At 72.5% G+C, this 18,522-nt stretch carries 24 protein-coding genes; 16 read left to right on the forward strand and 8 right to left on the reverse strand.

From position 1 onward, the window contains the following. Positions 1 to 32: 32 nt before the first annotated feature. From hisH to QQ657_RS05750, 4 genes are all read left to right on the forward strand, one after another. Complete coding sequence (hisH, locus tag QQ657_RS05735) at positions 33 to 653, forward strand: imidazole glycerol phosphate synthase subunit HisH (protein ID WP_284741280.1); 621 nt, start codon at positions 33 to 35, stop codon at positions 651 to 653. A gap of 36 nt (positions 654 to 689) precedes the next feature. Continuing rightward, the gene (priA, locus tag QQ657_RS05740) at positions 690 to 1,427 is read left to right on the forward strand and encodes a bifunctional 1-(5-phosphoribosyl)-5-((5-phosphoribosylamino)methylideneamino)imidazole-4-carboxamide isomerase/phosphoribosylanthranilate isomerase PriA (protein ID WP_284741003.1); all 738 of its coding nucleotides are present in this window, start codon (positions 690 to 692) and stop codon (positions 1,425 to 1,427) included. A gap of 73 nt (positions 1,428 to 1,500) precedes the next feature. Then, entirely contained in the window at positions 1,501 to 1,860 is a 360-nt protein-coding gene (locus QQ657_RS05745; RefSeq protein ID WP_284741004.1) for a DUF1330 domain-containing protein, read from the forward strand. Positions 1,861 to 1,892: 32 nt separating this feature from the next. Next, positions 1,893 to 2,369 carry a GNAT family N-acetyltransferase gene (locus tag QQ657_RS05750; RefSeq protein ID WP_284741005.1) on the forward strand — a complete coding sequence of 159 codons (477 nt, stop codon included), beginning with the start codon at positions 1,893 to 1,895 and terminating at the stop codon, positions 2,367 to 2,369. On the opposite strand, the gene QQ657_RS05755 is transcribed toward QQ657_RS05750, so the two are convergent. Genes QQ657_RS05755 through QQ657_RS05765 form a run of 3 tightly spaced genes read right to left on the reverse strand, consistent with a single transcriptional unit; the run spans position 2,353 to position 4,197 of the window. Further along, the gene (locus tag QQ657_RS05755; protein WP_284741006.1) at positions 2,353 to 2,739 is read right to left on the reverse strand and encodes a PPOX class F420-dependent oxidoreductase; all 387 of its coding nucleotides are present in this window, start codon (positions 2,737 to 2,739) and stop codon (positions 2,353 to 2,355) included. The genes QQ657_RS05750 and QQ657_RS05755 overlap by 17 nt on opposite strands. Before the next feature lie 13 nt (positions 2,740 to 2,752). Beyond that, positions 2,753 to 3,487 carry an ABC transporter permease gene (locus QQ657_RS05760; protein WP_284741007.1) on the reverse strand — a complete coding sequence of 245 codons (735 nt, stop codon included), beginning with the start codon at positions 3,485 to 3,487 and terminating at the stop codon, positions 2,753 to 2,755. Further along, positions 3,484 to 4,197: an ABC transporter ATP-binding protein gene (locus QQ657_RS05765; protein ID WP_284741008.1), complete on the reverse strand. Its 714-nt coding sequence runs from the start codon at positions 4,195 to 4,197 to the stop codon at positions 3,484 to 3,486. The genes QQ657_RS05760 and QQ657_RS05765 overlap by 4 nt, the downstream gene beginning before the upstream one ends. Positions 4,198 to 4,354: 157 nt before the next feature. On the opposite strand from QQ657_RS05765, the gene QQ657_RS05770 reads away from it, so the two are divergent. After that, positions 4,355 to 5,302 (forward strand): hypothetical protein, encoded by a 948-nt coding sequence (locus QQ657_RS05770; RefSeq protein ID WP_284741009.1) that lies wholly within the window; start codon positions 4,355 to 4,357, stop codon positions 5,300 to 5,302. Here QQ657_RS05770 and QQ657_RS05775 read toward each other — a convergent pair. The 4 genes from QQ657_RS05775 to QQ657_RS05790 form a co-directional block, all read right to left on the reverse strand. Continuing rightward, positions 5,292 to 6,272, reverse strand: coding sequence for a hypothetical protein (locus QQ657_RS05775; protein ID WP_284741010.1), 981 nt, complete (start codon positions 6,270 to 6,272; stop codon positions 5,292 to 5,294). The genes QQ657_RS05770 and QQ657_RS05775 overlap by 11 nt on opposite strands. Then, positions 6,269 to 6,763, reverse strand: coding sequence for a SigE family RNA polymerase sigma factor (locus QQ657_RS05780; RefSeq protein WP_284741011.1), 495 nt, complete (start codon positions 6,761 to 6,763; stop codon positions 6,269 to 6,271). Before QQ657_RS05780 ends, QQ657_RS05775 begins: the two co-directional genes overlap by 4 nt. A 67-nt stretch (positions 6,764 to 6,830) precedes the next feature. Further along, positions 6,831 to 7,967, reverse strand: coding sequence for a phytase (locus QQ657_RS05785; RefSeq protein WP_284741281.1), 1,137 nt, complete (start codon positions 7,965 to 7,967; stop codon positions 6,831 to 6,833). 90 nt (positions 7,968 to 8,057) lie between these two features. Beyond that, positions 8,058 to 8,654, reverse strand: a complete 597-nt coding sequence (locus tag QQ657_RS05790) for a TetR/AcrR family transcriptional regulator (protein WP_284741012.1) — start codon at positions 8,652 to 8,654, stop codon at positions 8,058 to 8,060. A gap of 38 nt (positions 8,655 to 8,692) precedes the next feature. Between QQ657_RS05790 and hisF the strand changes: the two genes are divergently transcribed. The 6 genes from hisF to QQ657_RS05820 all read left to right on the forward strand — a co-directional run bounded on the left by hisF (position 8,693) and on the right by QQ657_RS05820 (position 12,756). Further along, positions 8,693 to 9,466 (forward strand): imidazole glycerol phosphate synthase subunit HisF, encoded by a 774-nt coding sequence (hisF, locus tag QQ657_RS05795; RefSeq protein ID WP_284741013.1) that lies wholly within the window; start codon positions 8,693 to 8,695, stop codon positions 9,464 to 9,466. Beyond that, positions 9,463 to 9,840, forward strand: coding sequence for a hypothetical protein (locus QQ657_RS05800; protein WP_284741014.1), 378 nt, complete (start codon positions 9,463 to 9,465; stop codon positions 9,838 to 9,840). Before hisF ends, QQ657_RS05800 begins: the two co-directional genes overlap by 4 nt. Further along, positions 9,837 to 10,199 carry a phosphoribosyl-AMP cyclohydrolase gene (gene hisI / locus QQ657_RS05805; protein ID WP_086674708.1) on the forward strand — a complete coding sequence of 121 codons (363 nt, stop codon included), beginning with the start codon at positions 9,837 to 9,839 and terminating at the stop codon, positions 10,197 to 10,199. The genes QQ657_RS05800 and hisI overlap by 4 nt, the downstream gene beginning before the upstream one ends. Then, positions 10,196 to 10,558 carry a DUF1304 domain-containing protein gene (locus QQ657_RS05810; RefSeq protein ID WP_284741015.1) on the forward strand — a complete coding sequence of 121 codons (363 nt, stop codon included), beginning with the start codon at positions 10,196 to 10,198 and terminating at the stop codon, positions 10,556 to 10,558. Before hisI ends, QQ657_RS05810 begins: the two co-directional genes overlap by 4 nt. A 35-nt stretch (positions 10,559 to 10,593) precedes the next feature. Further along, positions 10,594 to 11,190, forward strand: coding sequence for a hypothetical protein (locus QQ657_RS05815; RefSeq protein ID WP_284741016.1), 597 nt, complete (start codon positions 10,594 to 10,596; stop codon positions 11,188 to 11,190). A 624-nt stretch (positions 11,191 to 11,814) separates the two neighbouring features. Next, on the forward strand, positions 11,815 to 12,756 hold the full coding sequence (locus QQ657_RS05820; protein ID WP_284741017.1) for a DUF3592 domain-containing protein: 942 nt from the start codon (positions 11,815 to 11,817) through the stop codon (positions 12,754 to 12,756). Here the strand turns inward: QQ657_RS05820 and QQ657_RS05825 are convergent. Continuing rightward, positions 12,737 to 13,342, reverse strand: coding sequence for a TetR/AcrR family transcriptional regulator (locus QQ657_RS05825; RefSeq protein ID WP_284741018.1), 606 nt, complete (start codon positions 13,340 to 13,342; stop codon positions 12,737 to 12,739). The two genes, QQ657_RS05820 and QQ657_RS05825, sit on opposite strands and share 20 nt — an antisense overlap. A 95-nt stretch (positions 13,343 to 13,437) precedes the next feature. On the opposite strand from QQ657_RS05825, the gene QQ657_RS05830 reads away from it, so the two are divergent. The 5 genes from QQ657_RS05830 (at position 13,438) to trpA (ending at position 18,507) form a co-directional block, all read left to right on the forward strand. After that, positions 13,438 to 14,997: an anthranilate synthase component I gene (locus QQ657_RS05830; protein WP_284741019.1), complete on the forward strand. Its 1,560-nt coding sequence runs from the start codon at positions 13,438 to 13,440 to the stop codon at positions 14,995 to 14,997. Positions 14,998 to 15,049: 52 nt separating this feature from the next. Continuing rightward, positions 15,050 to 15,577 carry a Trp biosynthesis-associated membrane protein gene (locus tag QQ657_RS05835; RefSeq protein WP_284741282.1) on the forward strand — a complete coding sequence of 176 codons (528 nt, stop codon included), beginning with the start codon at positions 15,050 to 15,052 and terminating at the stop codon, positions 15,575 to 15,577. 124 nt (positions 15,578 to 15,701) lie between these two features. After that, positions 15,702 to 16,511: an indole-3-glycerol phosphate synthase TrpC gene (gene trpC / locus QQ657_RS05840; RefSeq protein ID WP_284741020.1), complete on the forward strand. Its 810-nt coding sequence runs from the start codon at positions 15,702 to 15,704 to the stop codon at positions 16,509 to 16,511. Further along, positions 16,508 to 17,719, forward strand: coding sequence for a tryptophan synthase subunit beta (trpB, locus tag QQ657_RS05845; RefSeq protein ID WP_284741021.1), 1,212 nt, complete (start codon positions 16,508 to 16,510; stop codon positions 17,717 to 17,719). The genes trpC and trpB overlap by 4 nt, the downstream gene beginning before the upstream one ends. Then, positions 17,716 to 18,507 carry a tryptophan synthase subunit alpha gene (gene trpA, locus QQ657_RS05850; protein ID WP_284741022.1) on the forward strand — a complete coding sequence of 264 codons (792 nt, stop codon included), beginning with the start codon at positions 17,716 to 17,718 and terminating at the stop codon, positions 18,505 to 18,507. The genes trpB and trpA overlap by 4 nt, the downstream gene beginning before the upstream one ends. Positions 18,508 to 18,522: the final 15 nt, after the last annotated feature.

The raw sequence follows: 18,522 nt of genomic DNA on the forward strand, positions 1-18,522 counted from the left end.
GCCCTCCGGCTACGCTGGGTGGCGTGTCTCGTGTGGTGATCCTCGACTACGGTTCCGGCAACCTCCGCTCCGCCGAACGCGCCGTGGCGCGCGCCGGGGCCGAAGTCGAGGTCACCGCCGACCCGCATGCCGCGATCGAGGCCGACGGCCTGGTCGTGCCCGGCGTCGGCGCGTACTCGGCGTGCATGGCGGGACTGCTGGACGTCAAGGGCCACCGGATCATCGGCAAGCGCCTCGCCGGCGGCCGTCCCGTGCTCGGCATCTGCGTCGGCATGCAGATCCTCTTCTCCCGCGGCGTCGAGCACGGCGAGGAGACCGAGGGCACGGGGGAGTGGCCGGGCGTCGTCGACCGGCTGAACGCCGACGTCCTGCCGCACATGGGCTGGAACACCGTGCGCGCGCCGGCGGACTCACAGCTCTTCGCCGGCCTCGACGCGGACGAGCGGTTCTACTTCGTCCACTCCTACGCCGCCCGCAAGTGGGAGCTGGAGTCGGGCCTGGCCGGCCAGGAACCCAAGGTCACCTGGGCCAACCACGGCGAGGACTTCGTCGCGGCGGTCGAGAACGGGCCGCTCTGGGCCACCCAGTTCCACCCGGAGAAGTCCGGCGACGCCGGCGCGCACCTGCTGCGCAACTGGCTCGCGACCCTCTGACCGGGTGACGCGCGTCTCCGCCCTAGAGTTACCGGCGTGACTTTCACGCTGCTTCCCGCCGTTGATGTGGCCGATGGCCAGGCCGTGCGACTCGTCCAGGGCGAGGCCGGCACCGAGACCTCCTATGGCAGCCCGCTCGAAGCGGCGCTCGCCTGGGAGCGCGACGGCGCCGAGTGGATCCACCTGGTCGACCTCGACGCCGCCTTCGGCAAGGGCAGCAACCGCGACCTGCTCGCCGACGTCGTCGGCCGGCTCGACGTGCAGGTCGAGCTCTCCGGCGGCATCCGCGACGACGCGTCGCTGAAGGCCGCGCTGGCCACCGGCGCCCGCCGGGTCAACCTCGGCACCGCGGCGCTCGAGGACCCGGAGTGGACGACGCGGGTGATCGGCGAGTACGGCGACCGCGTCGCGATCGGCCTCGACGTGCGGATCACCGAGGCCGGCCACCGCCTTTCGGCCCGCGGCTGGACCTCCGACGGCGGCGAGCTGTGGGAGGTCCTGGAGCGCCTGGACCGCGACGGCGCGTCCCGCTACGTCGTGACGGACGTCAGCAAGGACGGCACCCTGCGCGGTCCGAACCTCGACCTGCTGCGCGACGTCGTCGCTCGCACCGACGCACCGGTGATCGCCTCCGGCGGGGTGTCCAGTGTGGACGACCTCGTCGCGCTGGCCGGCCTGGCCTCGGACGGCGTCGAAGGCTCGATCGTCGGCAAGGCCCTCTACGCCGGGGCGTTCACGCTGCCCGAGGCCCTCGCCGCGGTCGCGAAGCTCTAGCGTTACCTCCGGCGTAATCGACGTCGTTCCCGCGGAGCGCCAGGATTCCTTCCAAGACAACGGAAGGAACGCCATGACCGCCTACGGACTCGCCCACCTGCGCCCGCCCGCCGAACTGCCCGAGGACGTCTTCCAGTACTTGGAGCGCATCCAGGCGACGCTCGACCCCTTCGGCGGCAAGTTCGTCGTGCACGGCTCGCCGGTGGAGGTCATGGAAGGCGACTGGCCCGGCGCGCTCGTGGTCATCGAGTTCCCGAGCCTCGCCGCGGCGCACGAGTGGTACGGCTCACCCGCCTACCGGGAGATCCTGCGGTTGCGCGCCGACCACATCCCGGGTGACCTGGTGCTCGTCGAAGGGTGCGGCCCGGACCACGACTCGGCCGCCATGGCCGCGGCGCTGCGTGCGGCGAGCCCACCCCCGATAAGGGGCTGACAGCGGACCCCGGGGCCCGTAGGTTGCCGCGGGTGGAGGAGATCGTCACCGAGCTCGAAATGACCGCCGCCGAGCAGCTCAACCCCGCGCCGGTCGTCGACGGCGTCGCGCTCGAAGCCACCGCGGCGGGGCCGGCGATCCGCGACCTGCACGTCCGGATCGGCACGCCGTACCGGTGGCCGAGCGCGTCGAGGACCGACGAAGACTGGGAAAGCTGGCTCGCCGAACCGGACCGGCAGTACCGGCTCGTCGAGTACCGCGGTGACGTCGCGGGCGCCGCCGACATCGAGCCGCGGCCCGGCGGCGACGTCGAGATCACCACGTTCGGCCTGCTGCCGGAGTTCGTCGGCAAGGGGCTCGGCGGCTACGCGCTCACCCTCGTCGTGGCCGACGCGTGGGCGCTGCCCGGCGCGCGCCGGGTCTGGCTGCACACCTCGACGCTCGACCACCCGAACGCGCTGCCGAACTACCTGCGCCGCGGGTTCCGCAGCTTCAGCCGTCGAGCTTGACGGCGATCCCGATCGTCCGGTCGGCCGGGCCGCGCAGCTTCGAGAAGAACATCGTGATCCACCCGACGACGCCGTACTTGCGCGCGACCGCCTTCCGGACGCGTTCGAGCTCCGGCAGGTCCAGCAGCCGCGCCTGGCCGGTGGCCACCGCGCCGTGCGTCTTCTGCCCGCGCAGGTCGCACGCCTGGACCTCGACCCGGCCGCTGTTGCGGATGCGCTTGACCTTCCCGGCCTTGCGCTCCGACCACAGCACGAGCTCGCCGGCGTCACCGGCCACCCAGATCGGGGTCGGCACCGCCCGGCCGTCCTTGCGGAACGTGGTCAGGACGACGTAGCGCTCGGCCGCGAGCCGGTCCGTTTCGGATGCCATGGCACCACGGTAGTCACGGCGTCCGGCGCCGCAAGGTCGCCGCGCCAAGCACCAGCGCCAGCAGCGCGCAACACGCCACGACCACGAGGTTCCGCAGGATGACCGCGTCCACCGTCGACGACGCCGTGACGCGGGTCAGCGCCTCGACCGCGTACGACAGCGGCATGACGTCGGAGAGCCACCGCAGCAGCCAGCCCATGTCCTCGCGCGGCACGAACAGCCCGCACAGCAGGATCTGCGGCAGCACGAACACCGGCATGAACTGGATGGCCTGGAACTCGGTGCGGGCGAACGCGCTGACGAACAGCCCGAGCGCCATGCCCAGCAGCGCGTCGAGGACGGCGATCACCAGCAGCATCACGACCGAACCCGCGAGGTCGAGGCCGAGCCACCACAGCGAGACGCCGGCCGCGAGCGCCACCTGGACGACGGCGATCGAGCCGAACGCCAGCGCGTAGCCGAAGAGCAGGTCGAGCCGGCCGATGGGCAGCGTCATCAGGCGTTCGAGGGTGGCCGTGGTCCGCTCCCGCAGCGTCGTGATCGACGCGATGAGGAACATGATCAGGAACGGGAACACGCCGAGCAGCGCGGGCGCGATGCGGCTGAACACCAGCGTCGAGTTGAAGACGTACCGCAGCAGGATCATCAGCAGCGTCGGCACCAGGACCAGCATCACGACGGTGCGCGGGTCGTGCCGCAGCTGCGTGAGGATGCGCCGCGTGGTCGCGAGCGTCAGCGCGGGGTTCACGAGGCGGCCCGCACCAGGTGGAGGAAGGCCTGTTCGAGGTCGGCGGTGCCGGTGCGCTCGCGCAGGGCGAGCGGTGCGTCGTCGGCCAGGAGGGTGCCTTCGCGCATGAGCAGGAGGCGGTCGCAGCGCGCGGCTTCGTCCATGACGTGGCTGGACACCAGCAGCGTGGCGCCGCCGTCGGCGAGCCGGCGGAAGAGCGCCCAGAGCTCGTCGCGCAGCAGCGGGTCGAGCCCGACGGTCGGCTCGTCGAGCACCAGCAGCTCCGGCTTCCCGAGCAGGGCGACGGCGAGGTTCGCGCGGCTGTGCTGCCCGCCCGACAGCGACCCGACGAGCTTGCCGGCGTGGTCTTCCAGGCCGACCTCGGCGATGACTCTGTCCACATCGGACGCCGGTGCGCGCAGCACCGCGGCGAAGTAGCGCAGGGCTTCCCGCACGGTGAGGTCGGCGTAGATCGCCGGGTTCTGGGTGGCGTAGCCGATCCGGCGCCGGAGCGGCGGGCTGCCGGCGGGCAGGCCCAGGACGGTGACGGTGCCGCCTTCGACGATCTGCACGCCGACGATCGCCCGCATCAGCGTCGTCTTGCCGCAGCCGCTCGGGCCGAGCAGCCCGGTGACGGCGCCGCGCGGCACCGCGAAGCTCACGTCCCGCACCACCGGCCGGCCACCGCGCCGGACCCGCAAGCCGGTGACCTCGAGGGCTGAATTAGTCACATGTTTAATTCTGCGCCCGGTGAGTTCCCGGCGTCAAGAGGGCCGAAATACCTAGTCCGATCGCCGCGTGAACCCACACGAGCGGCGGAAGCGTTTCAACGCTCGTGTCTGAAACGCTTTGTGGCCTGGGAGTTCCCCTGAGCTGGAGGGAATGTCGATGGCCGTCACACAGCAGGTACCGGTTCATCCGCAAGCACAGTTCTTCGGCGCGGGGCCGTACCCGGCGCGCCGGGCCGCGATCGCCGTGCTCGCGGTCCTCGCCGGGTTCGCGCTGACCGCGCTCTGGTCCGCGCCGTTCGTCGACTCCGTCATCGGCGACAGCGTCGCGAACGGGCTGCTCGGCTACGACGCGAAGGCCACCCCGATCAGCGGGGTCCTCGCCGGGACGCTCTTCGCGTTCGTCTCCGGCCTCGCGGGGTCCTTCACCGCCTGCAACATCGCCGCCTTCGGCGCGGTCGCCCCGCTGGTCGGCGGCCAGGCCGGGGAGAAACGGCGCTTCGCGACCACGCTCAAGCCGCTCGGCTGGATCGCCGTGGGCATGCTGGCCGTGTCGATCGTCTACGGCGTGATCGTCGCCCTCGTCGGCACGCGGATGCCGCAGTTCTCCACCGCGCAGACGTCCGGCCTGAGCCCGCGCAGCATCCAGTCGATGGTCGCGTTCGGTGTCGTCGGCCTCGTCTTCCTGGTCATGGGCCTGATCGCGCTCGGCATCCTCCGGAACCCGTTCGCGGGGTTCGTCGCCCGGCACCCGGCGGCCCCGCTCGTCCTGATGGGCGCGCTCATCGGCGGGTTCCTCATCGGCCGGCCCTACCCGCTGTTCCGGATCATGTTCCGCAGCGCCGCCGAAGAGCACAACGTCTTCTACGGCGCCGCCGCGTTCGCCCTGCAGTCGCTCGGCAACATCGTGATCATGGGCGTGCTGTTCCTGATCCTGACGCACGCCACGGGCGGGCGCGTGCAGCGCTGGCTCGCCGCGAAACCCGCCCGGATCGCCACGGTGACCGGCGCGGCGCTGCTCGTCGGCGGCACGTTCACGCTGCTCTACTGGGACGTTCGCGTGCTCGGCCGGCTCGGGATCATCTGGTTCCCGATGGTCAGCTGGTAGCCCGCCCGAGCCACCGGTAGTCGGGCGAAGGGTCGAGCTGGACGGCGTCCGCGACGGCGACCAGCTCGGCCTCCGGCCGCGGGCCAGCCACCGTCAGCCAGCGCCCCGACGGCAGCCGGACGGCGACCATCGCCTCCTCGCCGTTCTTCGGCGCCACGAAGAACCCCTGGCCGCCGCGCACGGTGACGGAGGCAGCGCCGTTGACGCCGGGGGAGCCCGCGCTCGCCGTGACGCGGACCGCGGGAGCCGACGGCCGCGCCGGGTCGGCCGCGGTCAGCTCGGTGCTCGCGTCGGCCGGGCCGGTGCCCTTGACGGCGGCCGACCGCTCGGCCAAGCCCGCCGGGAGCGCGCCGAAGCGCAGTTCGCCGTGGACGCCGACCGGCTGGGGCGTGACGTCGTCGGCGATCCGCTGGGCGACCGCGCGCGTGTCCGGCACGCCGCCGACCCGGACGGTGAGCACGTGGGTGTCGTCGGCCAGCCAGGTGAGCAGCGCGGCGCCGCCGGGGTCGCCGGTGACCATGGCGACCCGGCCGTGCACCAGGATCTGGTCACGGAGCGACGCGATCCGCAGCGCCGTCCGCGACCACTCGGGATCGGCGGTCGAGTACGCCGACAGCGCGATCTCGGCCGGGCCCGCGAACCACCGCCGGACCTGCGGCGCGATGCCCGGGCCGCCCTCGCGGTACTGCTCGGTGAAGCCCTCGGGCAGCCAGCCCGGGCTGTAGCCGAGCACCGGGCGGCTCGCGGCCGGGGCCAGTTCGGACGTCGTGAAGGCCTGGGTGCCCGCGATGACGCCCGCCACGATCACGACCACGGCGGCGGCCACCAGCGCGAGCCGGGCCACCGGCCGGGGCTTGCGGCCGGCTCGGGCCAGCGCGTCGCGGACCGCCTCGCCGTCCGGGGCGCGGGCGGCGAGGCGGTCGAGGCTGTCCCGGATCAGCGTCTCGGTCTCGTGCTCGCTGCGGGTCATTCGGGGGCTCCGGTGAGGGTCGTGGCGTGCGGGGCCTGGCGGAGGGTCGCGAGGGCGCGGGAGATCTGGCTGCGCACGGTGGAGGTGCCGCAGCGCAGGACGGCGGCGATTTCGGCGTCGGAGTAGTTCTCGTAGTAACGCAGGACGATCGCCGCGCGCTGCTTGCGGGGCAGCGTTTCCAGGAGGCCGAGCATGGCGTCCCGCTCGTCGTAGGCGGCCGACGGATCGGCTTCCGGCGGGCCGAGCGCGTCGAGGACGTCGTGGCTGCTCGGCACCATCCGCCGCACCGCCCGCCGGCGCCACGAGAGGTACTCGTTGGTGATCATCCGCCGGACGTACGCCGGCGGGGCGTCGATGCCGTCCCAGCGCTGCTGGGCGCGCAGCAGCACGTCCTGGACGACGTCCTGGGCCAGGTGCGGGTCGTTCGTCAGGACGGTGGCGTAGCGCAGCAGCCCGTCCAGCCGCTCCGCCACGAACTCTTCAAAGCGCACACGCGTCCCTTCCGTCCTCCCCTGGACGCACGAGGGGGCCGGGCTGATGCACGGGTGTGAGAAGTATTTACCGGACGTCCTCGAGCCGGACGAAGGCGAAGCCCGTGGTCGCGAGGTCGCCGGCCGCCGGGTGACGCTCGCCGTCGTGGACCACCAGCAGGCCGTGCGGGAACCGCCGGCCCAGGTACGCCGTGCTGATCGCCGAGCCGTCCGAATGCTCCACCGAATCCGTGCCGCGGCCGGCGACGATCCGCAGGTCACGGGTGTGCCGGCCGTACACGACGAACCGGGAGTCGCCCTGGCTGGAGGCGAACAGCGTGCCGTGCGCGAGGGCCAGGCCTTCGGCGTCGGCTTCGAGCCACCGGCCGCCGAAGCCCGGATCCACGCCGGACGGCACGCATTCCTCGGTGACGTCGTCCCAGCGCGACGGGACGCCGTACGAACGCACCCGGTCGACCAGCTCGGGACGTCCGAAGCCGGCCGGGGTGAGCGGGATCCGCCAGATCCCGACGTCCTCCTGCGCGGTGTAGAGCACGCGGCCGTCGAGCACCGAGCCCTCCAGTTGCGGCCGCTCGCCCGGCTCCTCGCACGGCGACCAGGAAACCCCGTTCGGCAGCCGGAAGGACGACGGCAGGTCCACCACACCCAGCGGTGCCGTACCGACGCCGCCCGGCTGGTCGACGAGCCGCAGCAGCGCCACCCGCGTTTCGTGGCGGCGGGTCACCGCCACCCACCGGATGCCCGTGACCGGGTCGCGGCCCGCCGCCAGGCCGTACGCGGTGCGCTGTTCGTCCACTTCGGACTCCGGGAACACCCGGGCGGCGGCCGGGTCGGTCACGTCCCGCAGCACCCCGGCGCCCGCCGCCGAGCCGCGCGGGTCGATCCGGAACACCCGGATGACGTCGCGGCCGCGGTCGCTGACCACCGCCAGGTCGCCGACGACGTCGACGTTGTTGAACCGCCCGCCCGGCCCGGCCGGGACCCGCTGCAGCGTCCGCGCGTCCAGGTCGAACGCCGCCAGCCCGCCCTCCTTCAGCGTCCCCAGCACGACGCTGCGCGCCGGGTCGTGGGGGTGGACCCAGATGGCGGGGTCGTCGGCGTCGGCGGGCTCCGCGAACGCTTCGGTCTGCACCACCGGTGCCGGGTCACCGGCGGCGGCGGACGCGGGAACGGCGGTCAGCAAGGAGAGGGCGGCCACGGCCACCGGGAGAAGTCTGCGCACGGGCGGCAAAGTAGACGAATCGGGTGGCCGGGACGTGAACGCGCGGTGCTGAGCAGGCCCCCGATTTCGAGCTTACGGCGGGCCACCGACGGTTTCGCGGCCTTCCAGGTAGTACTGCGCCACCGGGGCCAGCAGGGCGACGATCTCCTCGTCGTCCGCCTCGGCCAGCGGGGGGAGCTTGATCACGTACCGCAGCAGCGCGACGCCCATCATCTGCGCCGCGATCCCGGTCACCCGGATCCTCGGCACGTCCAGGGCCCGCGCCACCTCCGCCAGCACCGTGCGCTCGATGAACTGGCGCATCATCAGCGCGACCTGCTCGTTCGTCGCCGCCGCGCGCAGCATCGCGATGAACGGCGTCCGCCCCTCGGGCGTGGCCCAGATCGCGAGGAACGCGCGCACCAGCCGTTCGCCCAGGCCCGCGCGGGGGCCGGCCAAGATGGCGGGGACCAGCGACGCCGGGTTCACCGGCAGGTTCATCGCCGCCGCGAACAGCGTCTGCTTGCTGCCGAAGAAGTGGTGCAGCAGGGCCGCGTTCACGCCCGCGTCGGCGGCGATCCCGCGGACCGTCGCGCCGTCGTACCCCAGCTCGGCGAACCGGTGCCGTGCCGCGTCGAGGATCTTCTCGCGCGTCTCGGTCTGCCCCGGCCGCCGCCCCGCCCGTGCCATTGGCCGAGCTTAGAACGCTCTTGACTACGCTGGTGGGCATGTCTGTCGCGGTGCGGGTGATCCCCTGTCTCGACGTCGACGCGGGCCGGGTCGTCAAGGGCGTCAACTTCGCCGGCCTCCGCGACGCCGGCGACCCCGTCGAGCTGGCCCGGCGCTACGACGCCGAGGGGGCCGACGAACTGACGTTCCTCGACGTCACGGCGTCCTCCGGCGACCGCGAGACCACCTACGACGTGGTCCGCCGCACCGCCGAGCAGGTCTTCATCCCGCTCACCGTCGGCGGCGGCGTCCGCAGCAACGACGACGTCAACCGGCTGCTGCGCACCGGCGCGGACAAGGTGAGCATCAACACCGCCGCGATCGCCCGGCCGGAGTTCCTCCACGAGGCCTCCCGCCGGTTCGGCTCCCAGTGCATCGTCCTGTCGGTCGACGCGCGCCGCGTGCCCGAGGGCGGCGAGCCCACCGCGTCCGGCTTCGAGGTCACCACCCACGGCGGCCGCCGCGGCACCGGCATCGACGCCGTCGAGTGGGCCGCGCGCGGCGAGGAGCTCGGGGTCGGCGAGATCCTGCTGAACTCCATGGACGCCGACGGCACCAAGAACGGCTTCGACCTCGAGCTCATCGAGCTGGTCCGCAAGGCCGTGCGGGTCCCGGTGATCGCCAGCGGGGGAGCGGGCGCGGTCGAGCACTTCCTGCCGGCGGTCCGCACCGGCGCCGACGCGGTCCTCGCGGCCAGCGTGTTCCACTTCGGACAGCTCAAGATCGGCGACGTCAAGGACGCGCTGCGCGAAGGCGGGGTAGAGGTCCGATGAAGTCCTGGCAGGCACCCGTCGAGGTCAAGGTCACCGCCGCCCTGCTGGTCGGGCTGCCGCTCGCCTGGGCGCTGCTCGACCTCGTCCCGGTGATCGGCGCCGGGTCGAGCCTGGCGATCTTCCGGATCCCCGCGCTCGCGCTCATCCTCGGCGGCGTCGTGACGACCGGGCTCGTGCTCAAGCTGGGCAGTGCCCGGATCGGCGGGCTCGTCATCACCGTGGTGTTCGCGCTGCTGCACGCGTTCCTGTTGCTCGCCGCCGCGTTGTGGTGGAACAAGCTGTTCTCCGGCCTGTCCTTCGCGGGGTACGGCTACGCGTTCGTCCTGTTCAACTCGATGCCGGTGAAGCGGCACATCCTGGGAGTACGGGCATGACCCTGGACGCGGCCGTCTCGGCGCGCCTCAAGCGCAACGCCGACGGCCTGATCGCCGCGGTCGTCGTCGAACACGCCACTTCGGACGTGCTGATGATGGCCTGGATGAACGACGACGCGCTCGCCGCCACCCTCTCCACCCGCCGCGGCACGTACTGGTCGCGCAGCCGGGAGAAGCTGTGGGTCAAGGGCGAGACGTCCGGGCACTACCAGCACGTCCGCGAGGTGCGGATCGACTGCGACGGCGATACGGTCCTGCTGCGCGTCGACCAGACCGGCCCGGCCTGTCACACCGGCACGCACACTTGTTTCGACACCGAAGAGCGCCTGCTCCTCGCCGATGAGAAAGAGCACGCGTGACAATCGTCGCCGACATCCTGGTCGGGCTCGTCGCCCTGATCCACGTCTACATCGTCGTCCTGGAGATGTTCCTCTGGACGACGCCCCGGGCCCGCGCGGCCTTCGGCACCACCGAGGAGTTCGCGAAGGATAGCGCGCCGCTGGCCGCGAACCAGGGGCTGTACAACGGTTTCCTGGCGCTCGCGCTCGTGTGGGGCCTCATCGCGAGCGACCCGACGGGCTTCCAGCTCAAGCTGTACGGCATCGTCTGCGTGATCATCGCGGGCCTCTACGGCGCGGCGACGGCGAACAAGCGGATCCTGTTCGTGCAGGTGCTGCCGGGAACTTTGGCGCTCATCGCGCTGCTTCTCGCGCGCTGATCCTGACGCTGCTGTACGCGTTCACGTTGTCGTGGATGGGCAAGGAAGAGGCGCCCGAGCACGAGCCGGACGCCTGGCTCCCGCCGTCGGACGGCCGCCGTCCGACGGCCCGCTTCGACCTCGACCTGGAAACCGAACGGCTGGGGGACTACGGCACCCGGGCCTGGCTCTTCGGCGTGCTGGTGGGTGTCGCCGTCATCGCGGCGGTGACGGCCGCCGGAGTCCTGCCCGCCCGCGAACACGTCCCGGCGGGCGAGGGCGGCATCATGCTCGGGCTCGTGCTGGCCGGCGCGGTCATCGGCATCCTGTGTTTCGTGGACTCCGCGATCGAATGGCGCAAGCGGCACGCCGCGGTCGTCGCCGACGGCTGGCGCGCCGCCGAGGTCCTGGTCTTCACGCCGTCGGGCCGCGCGGACACCGGCAAGGTCAGTGTCCGCTACCGCGACCACAGCCGGATCGTCCTGTACCCCGCCGCCTCGACGCACCTGGTCGGCGCCCGGGGACACGCGCACTCGCAGGAGGTCTGGGTCGGTGGCGCGGGCCGTTTCATGGTCGTGCTGTTCCCGCCGGAGGAGCCCGGGCAGTGGCCCTACGCCGTGCCGGTGGGGGCCCGCGAGCCCCGCGTCCCGTGAAGAACCGCTGGCTGCCACCGCGGGAAAAGAGCGCACCGGCGTGGTCCGCGCACGGCGCGGCCGCGCTGGAGCGGCGGTTCCGGCGGCTGGCGGCCTTCATGGTCCTGGAGATCCTGGTCGCGGTCGCGTGCCTGTTCAGCGGCCAGGTGCCGCTGATGGTTGTCGGTCCGGCGATCGCGGCGTACGGCGGCTACTGCGGTTTCGCCGCGGAACGGCGCGCGCAGGCAGCGCGCCGGACGGGCTGGCGGAGGGCGGCCGTCACCGTGGCCAGGGTGCGCTCGAAGGACCCCCTCGGTGGCCGTCGCCGTGCGCTTCGCGGACGGCAGCCGGATCGACCTCCGGTCCTGGCAGGCCGGCTTCGCGGTGCGGGCCCTGGCGGAACGGCCCGGCCTGCCGGCCATCGTCGCCGGGCACGGGCCGGCGATGACGGTGCTCGTGCTCGGCGAACCCGCCGCTGCGCGACGAGCCGGTGCTGTTCGGGGCCCGCGCGGAGACCTACCGGTGGCGGCCGGAACCCTGACGGCGGCGCACTTTCCACACGCTTGGCGGCACCACCCGGTTGCCCCGGTGTCCTGTGCCGTTTCTCGCAGCGTCCACGCAGGTCAACGGTCCTACGATCACTCCATGCGGGCATTCTGGGTGGTCGTCTTCGCCGTCTTTTCGCTCCTCTCCACGCTCTTCGCCGGGGCCACGGTGTACTCGCTCTTCTCCGGCGACGACGATCTGCCGGGCAACGCGATCCTCCTGACCGGTTCCCTCGCGTTCGCCGCCTTCGGCTGGTACGCGCTGCGGCTTCTGGACCGCAGCGCGCTTACCGCCGCCGTGGACTTCGGCCGGTGGCTGCCCGCGGCGGATCCCGCCGACGGTGACCACCCGGAACTGAACGCCCGCCTGCGCCGGGCTTCCCGCCGCGCGACGGGCTTCGTCGTGGGCTGGGCGGTGGTGCTCGCGGCCGGGTTCACCGGCGTCGCCCTGGCGGGTGCGGCCGCCGACGACCTGCTCCACACCGGCTTCCACGAGCCCGGTGTGGTCGTCAACGTGATCCACCGCGTCAAGGGCACCTCCTACATCTGGGTGCGCCACGGTGACCGGACCGACGCGATCATCTGGGAGTCGGACCGCGACTACCACGTCGGCGAGCAGGTGGTCGTCATCTACGACCCGGCCGACCCGGCGCGCGTGCGCACCGCCGACGAACAGAACGAAAACCAGGTCCTGCTCGGCTTCGGTGTGGTCCCGATCCTGGCCGCCTTGTTCGGCCTGCCGTTCTCGATCGGGTTGGCCGCCGGCTGGCGGCGCCGGATCCGGGCCGTCGAGCGCACCGGGTGGCGGCGAGCCGGCGTGAGCGACGAGCAGGTGGAGTTGCACGCGGGATTCCGCGACGGGACGGCGGTCGCGCTCCGTCGCTCCTGGGCGCTCCTCCGCCTGTCGCCGTCTGACGGCTGGAAGAACAAGCAGGGCTGGATCGGCGGCTGGGGCAAGTCGATGGTCGTGGGGATCGAGAACGGCCCGTACGTCCTGGCCGTCCACGCGATCCGGGAGCGGGTCAGCCGATCTCCCCGGTGAGGTAGCGCTGCAGGGTCGGCGCCACCGCCCGGACGAGGACCTCGACCTCCTCGGTGGCGAACGGCTCGAACTTCGCCACGTACCGGATCATCCCCATGCCCACCATCTGGGACGCGCAGAGCGTCATGCGCAGCGAGACGTCGTCCCCGCCGATCGAGGAGATCAGTGCGGTGAAGAACTTCTGGAAGAAATCGCGCAGCACGTGCCCGGCCTGCTCGTGGCCGGTGATGCTGCGGATGAGCGCCACGAACACGCCGCCGCCCGCGCCGTCCCAGCGGGTGATGAAGGTGCGCACGATCCGCTCGCCGAGCTCCTCGTCCGGGCCGTCGCGGAGGATCTCCAGCAGCTCGAGCGGGTCGAACGGCAGCTTGAGCACCGCCTGGGCGAAGAGGCCTTCCTTGCCGCCGAACCAGTGGTTGACCATGGCCGCGTCGACGCCCGCGCGGGTGGCGATCGCGCGCACGGTCGCCCCGTCGTAGCCGTTTTCGGCGAACACGGCCCGCGCGGCTTCGATCAGCGCCGTGCGGGTGTCCTGGCCGGCGGGGCGCCGTCCGCGGCGTCGCGAAGTAGGCTCGGTGGTGCTCACCCCTCCATCATGACGCACGCACCCCCCGAATTCAACAATCATTGAATTCGGGGTCTGGGAAAACCCCTTCCCGGGGGTGCAGCACAATGAGGGACATGGTCAGCACCTCGAGCAGCAAGTCCGGTCCCGGCTCGGTCAGCCCGTCCCGGGCGGACTTCCGCGCCCTCGCCGAAAGCCGCCGCGTCATCCCGGTCGTGCGCCGGGTCCTCGCCGACGGCGAGACGCCGATCGGGGTCTACCGCAAGCTCGCCGCCGACCGCCCGGGCACGTTCCTGTTCGAGTCCGCGGAGAACGGCGCCTCCTGGACGCGCTGGTCGTTCATCGGCGTCCGCAGCCCGGCCGCGCTCACCGTCCGCGACGGGAAGGCGGTCTGGACCGGCACGCCGCCGGTCGGCCTGCCCTCCGAGGGCAACCCGCTCACTGTGCTGCGGGAAACGATCGAAGCGTTGCACACCGAGCCGTTGCCCGGATTGCCGCCACTGACCGGCGGCATGGTCGGCTACATCGGCTACGACTCCGTGCGCTGGCTGGAAAAGCTGCCGGAGCTGGCCGAGCGCGACCTCGACATCCCCGAGCTGACGATGCTCCTGGCCACCGACCTCGCGGCGTTCGACCACCACGAGGGCACGGTCACGCTCATCGCGAACGCCGTCAACTGGGACGACTCGCCCGAGCGCGTGGACGCGGCCTACGACGACGCGGTCGCCCGGCTGAGCGCGATGACCGAGCAGCTGCAGGTGCCCGCGCCGGCCACGGTCGCCGCGTTCGACCGGCCCGAGCCCGAGTTCACGCGCAAGCGGTCCAAGGCGGACTTCCACGCGGCGGTCGAGAAGGCCGTCGAGGCGATCAAGGCCGGCGAAGCGTTCCAGATCGTGCCGTCGCAACGGTTCGAGATCCCGACCGCCGCCGACGCGCTCGACATCTACCGCGTGCTGCGGACGTCCAACCCGAGCCCGTACATGTACCTGCTGCGGCTCGAAGGCTTCGACATCGTCGGCTCCAGCCCCGAATCGCTCGTCACCGTGCGGGACGGCCGCGCGACCACGCACCCGATCGCGGGCACGCGCTGGCGCGGCGCCGACCCGGAGGAGGACGCGCAGCTGGCCAAGGACCTGCTCGCCGACGAGAAGGAGCGCGCCGAGCACCTGATGCTCGTCGACCTCGGCCGCAACGACCTCGGCAAGGTCTGCAAGCCGGGCACCGTGCGCGTCGTCGACTTCTTCCAGATCGAGCGCTACAGCCACGTCATGCACATCGTGTCGACCGTCACCGGCGAGCTGGCCGAGGGCAAGACGGCGTTCGACGCGGTCACGGCGTGCTTCCCGGCCGGGACGCTGTCCGGCGCGCCGAAGGTCCGCGCGATGGAGCTGATCGAGGAGCTGGAGCCGGTCCGCCGCGCGCTGTACGGCGGCGTCGTCGGCTACCTCGACTTCGCCGGCGACGCGGACACGGCGATCGCGATCCGCACGGCGCTGGTCAAGGACGGGATCGCGCACGTCCAGGCCGGCGGCGGCGTCGTCGCCGACTCGGTGCCGGACTACGAGGACACCGAGTCGCTGAACAAGGCCCGCACGGTGCTGTCGGCCGTGGCCGCCGCGCAGACGATGGTGGCGGCGGGCGTGCTCGACCCGGCCGCGGACTCCGCCCATGTCTGAGGCACCGGCCGAGGCGCCGGCGGCCGCCCGGCCGTCGCGGCGTCCACTGTGGATGATCGTGGTCGCGCTCCTGCTCGGCGCGCTCGCGCTGTGGGGTGCGTCACGGCTGACGTGGTTCGCCGAGTTCCGCGACGGCGGCGTGCGCGGCACGGTGCTCTACCGCGAGACCGGCGAGCAGCGTGCGACGGCGCTCGTGCCGCTGGCCCTGCTCGCCCTGGCCGGAGTGGCCGGGGTGATCGCGACCGGCGGCTGGGCCCGGCGCGTGCTGGGTGTCGTGCTCGCGCTGGCCGGTGCCGCCGCGGTGTGGGCCGGCGTGTCCGGTGTCCGGTTCTCCGGCTACGCGGACGGGCTGCCCGTCACCGAGATGCTGCTCGGGCGCGGCCTGGCCGTGCTGGGGGGAATTCTCGTCGCCGTGGGCGGGTTGGCAGCCGTCAAGGGCGCCGGGCGGGCCGCGCGGCTCGGGGCTCGGTACGCGGCCCCGGCCACGCGCAAGAAGGCGCGTGATCCGGACGCCGAGCTGTGGGAAGCGCTGTCGGAAGGAGAGGATCCGACCGACGTCCGGGGCAGGCATTCGGAGTAACGCGCGCACCCGGAACCGGGCACTCCAGATGCGGGGGTTAGCATCGTTTCGGCGGGAAGGGGAAGGTTTTTGTGAGCGACCTTGCGAATGAATCCGTGAGCGCGTACCCGGGCGGGGGCGCCCGGTGACCGTGCTCGAAGACATCGTCGCCGGCGTGCGTGAGGACCTCGCGGCACGCGAGTCCGTGCTGCCGTTCGACGAGCTGAAGATCCGCGCGGCGGCCGCCCCGGCGCCCCGCGACGTGATGTCCGCGCTGCGCGAGTCCGGCATCGGCGTGATCGCCGAGGTGAAGCGCCGCAGTCCCTCCAAGGGCGACCTGGCCGACATCCCCGACCCCGCCGCACTGGCGAAGGACTACGAAGACGGCGGCGCGCGCGTCATCAGCGTGCTCACCGAGCAGCGCCGCTTCGGCGGTTCGCTGGCCGACCTGGACGCGGTGCGCGCGGCGGTCGACACCCCGATCCTGCGCAAGGACTTCATCGTCAGCCCCTACCAGGTGCACGAGGCCCGCCTGCACGGCGCCGACATGGTGCTGCTGATCGTCGCCGCGCTGGAGCAGAACGCGCTCGCCGCCCTGCTCGACCGCGTCGAGTCGCTCGGGATGACCGCGCTGGTGGAGATCCACAACGCCGAGGAGGCCGACAAGGCCCTCGAAGCGGGCGCCAAGGTCATCGGCGTCAACGCGCGCAACCTGCACACCCTCGAGGTGGACCGCGACGTCTTCTCGCGGCTGGCCCCCGGCCTGCCGATGGACGTCTACAAGGTCGCCGAGTCGGGTGTCCGCGGGCCGGGCGACCTGATGTCGTACGCCGGCCACGGCGCCGACGCGGTGCTGGTCGGCGAGGGGCTCGTCGCCTCCGGCGACCCGAAGGGCTCCCTGATCAAGCTGGTCACCGCCGGATCGCACCCCGCCTGCCCGAGGCCCTCGCGGTGACCGCAGAGCACGACAAGCACGACCCGGACGAGCGGGGCTACTACGGCCCGTACGGCGGCCGGTTCATGCCGGAGGCGCTGATCGGCGTCGTCGACGAGGTCGCGACCGAGTACGAGAAGGCCCGGCACGACCCGGAGTTCCTGAACGAGTTCAACCGCCTGCTCAAGGACTACGCGGGCCGCCCGTCGCTGCTCACCGAGGCCAAGCGCTTCGGCGAGCACGCCGGCGGCGCCCGGGTCTTCCTCAAGCGCGAGGACCTGAACCACACCGGCTCGCACAAGATCAACAATGTGCTGGGCCAGGCGCTGCTCACCAAGCGCATGGGCAAGAAGCGCGTCATCGCCGAGACCGGCGCGGGTCAGCACGGCGTGGCCACGGCCACCGCGTGCGCGCTGCTCGACCTCGACTGCGTCGTCTACATGGGCGAGGTCGACACCGAGCGCCAGGCGCTGAACGTCGCCCGCATGAAGCTGCTCGGCGCCGAGGTCATCCCGGTCAAGACCGGTTCGCGGACGCTGAAGGACGCGATCAACGAGGCCCTGCGCGACTGGGTCACCAACGCCGACACCACGCACTACCTGTTCGGCACGGCGGCCGGTCCGGCGCCGTTCCCGACGATGGTCCGCAACTTCCACCACGTCATCGGCACCGAGGCCCGCGAGCAGATCCTCGAGCAGGCCGGCCGCCTGCCCGACGTCGTCGCGGCGTGCGTCGGCGGCGGGTCGAACGCGATCGGCATCTTCTCCGGCTTCTACGACGACCCGTCCGTGCGGCTGGTCGGCCTGGAGCCGGGTGGCGAGGGCGTCGAGGGCAACCGCCACGGCGCGACGCTCACGAAGGGCACGCCGGGCAACCTGCACGGCGCGATGACGTACCTGCTGCAGGACGAAGACGGCCAGACGGTCGAGTCGCACTCGATCTCGGCCGGGCTCGACTACCCGGGCGTCGGCCCGGAGCACGCGTGGCTGAAGGACACCGGCCGCGCCGAGTACCGCCCGGTCACCGACGCCGAGGCGATGGACGCGTTCAAGCTGCTCTCCCGCACCGAAGGCATCATCCCGGCGATCGAGTCGGCGCACGCGCTGGCCGGCGCGCTGGTGCTCGGCCGCGAGCTGGGTCCCGACGGCCTGATCGTCGTCAACCTCTCGGGCCGCGGCGACAAGGACATGGACACGGCGGCGAAGTGGTTCGGGCTGGTGGACAAGTGAGCGGGATCGACGACCTCTTCGCGACGACGCGCGCGGAGGGCCGCGGCGCGCTGATCGGCTACCTCCCGGCGGGCTTCCCGACGGTCGAGGGGTCGAAGGACCTGATCGCGGCGTGCGTCGACGGTGGTGCGGACCTCATCGAGGTCGGCGTCCCGTATTCGGACCCGGTGATGGACGGCCCGACCATCCAGGCCGCGTCCGTGACCGCGCTGGACAACGGGTTCCGCCTCAAGCACCTGTTCGAGGTGGTCGAGTCGGTGACCGCGCGCGGTGGTCGCGCGGTCGTGATGACGTACTGGAACCCGGTGAACCGCTACGGCGTGGACCGCTTCGCGCGTGACCTCGCTTCGGCGGGCGGGCTCGGCCTGATCACGCCGGACCTGATCCCGGACGAAGCCGGCGCGTGGATGGCAGCGTCCGAGGCCCACGGGCTGGACCGGACCTTCCTGGTGGCGCCTTCGTCGTCGGAGGAGCGGCTCGCTCTCACGGCGGCCGCGTCGTCGGGGTTCATCTACGCGACGGCGGTGATGGGCGTGACGGGCGCGCGCGACCAGGTGGGCGCGGGCGCGGAGGACCTGGTCCGCCGCACGCGGGCGCACACGGACCTGCCGATCGGCGTGGGGCTGGGCGTGCGCTCGGGCGAGCAGGCGGCCCAGGTGGCGTCGTTCGCGGACGCGGTGATCGTGGGTTCGGCTCTGGTCACGGCGGCGGCCGAGGGCCCGGCGGGGGTGCGTGCGCTGTCCGCCGAGCTGGCCGAGGGCGTGCGCCGGGCGGTCGCCACCGCTTGACCTGGAGTGCGCTCC

The sequence above is a fragment of the Amycolatopsis ponsaeliensis genome (genome assembly GCF_030182635.1).
GTDB classification, from domain to species: Bacteria; Actinomycetota; Actinomycetes; order Mycobacteriales; family Pseudonocardiaceae; genus Amycolatopsis; species Amycolatopsis ponsaeliensis.

What these genes read in the sequence shown, in the direction of transcription:
- QQ657_RS05790 (WP_284741012.1), bottom strand. Translation starts at nt 8,654, where the DNA reads ATGGCACGGGCGGGGCGGCGGCCGGGGCAGACCGAGACGCGCGAGAAG.
- QQ657_RS05755 (WP_284741006.1), bottom strand. Translation starts at nt 2,739, where the DNA reads ATGGCATCCGAAACGGACCGGCTCGCGGCCGAGCGCTACGTCGTCCTG.
- QQ657_RS05830 (WP_284741019.1), top strand. Translation starts at nt 13,438, where the DNA reads ATGGTCAGCACCTCGAGCAGCAAGTCCGGTCCCGGCTCGGTCAGCCCG.
- QQ657_RS05815 (WP_284741016.1), top strand. Translation starts at nt 10,594, where the DNA reads ATGGGCAAGGAAGAGGCGCCCGAGCACGAGCCGGACGCCTGGCTCCCG.
- QQ657_RS05745 (WP_284741004.1), top strand. Translation starts at nt 1,501, where the DNA reads ATGACCGCCTACGGACTCGCCCACCTGCGCCCGCCCGCCGAACTGCCC.
- hisI (WP_086674708.1), top strand. Translation starts at nt 9,837, where the DNA reads ATGACCCTGGACGCGGCCGTCTCGGCGCGCCTCAAGCGCAACGCCGAC.
- QQ657_RS05835 (WP_284741282.1), top strand. Translation starts at nt 15,050, where the DNA reads ATGATCGTGGTCGCGCTCCTGCTCGGCGCGCTCGCGCTGTGGGGTGCG.
- hisF (WP_284741013.1), top strand. Translation starts at nt 8,693, where the DNA reads ATGTCTGTCGCGGTGCGGGTGATCCCCTGTCTCGACGTCGACGCGGGC.
- QQ657_RS05820 (WP_284741017.1), top strand. Translation starts at nt 11,815, where the DNA reads ATGCGGGCATTCTGGGTGGTCGTCTTCGCCGTCTTTTCGCTCCTCTCC.
- QQ657_RS05800 (WP_284741014.1), top strand. Translation starts at nt 9,463, where the DNA reads ATGAAGTCCTGGCAGGCACCCGTCGAGGTCAAGGTCACCGCCGCCCTG.
- QQ657_RS05775 (WP_284741010.1), bottom strand. Translation starts at nt 6,272, where the DNA reads ATGACCCGCAGCGAGCACGAGACCGAGACGCTGATCCGGGACAGCCTC.
- QQ657_RS05770 (WP_284741009.1), top strand. Translation starts at nt 4,355, where the DNA reads ATGGCCGTCACACAGCAGGTACCGGTTCATCCGCAAGCACAGTTCTTC.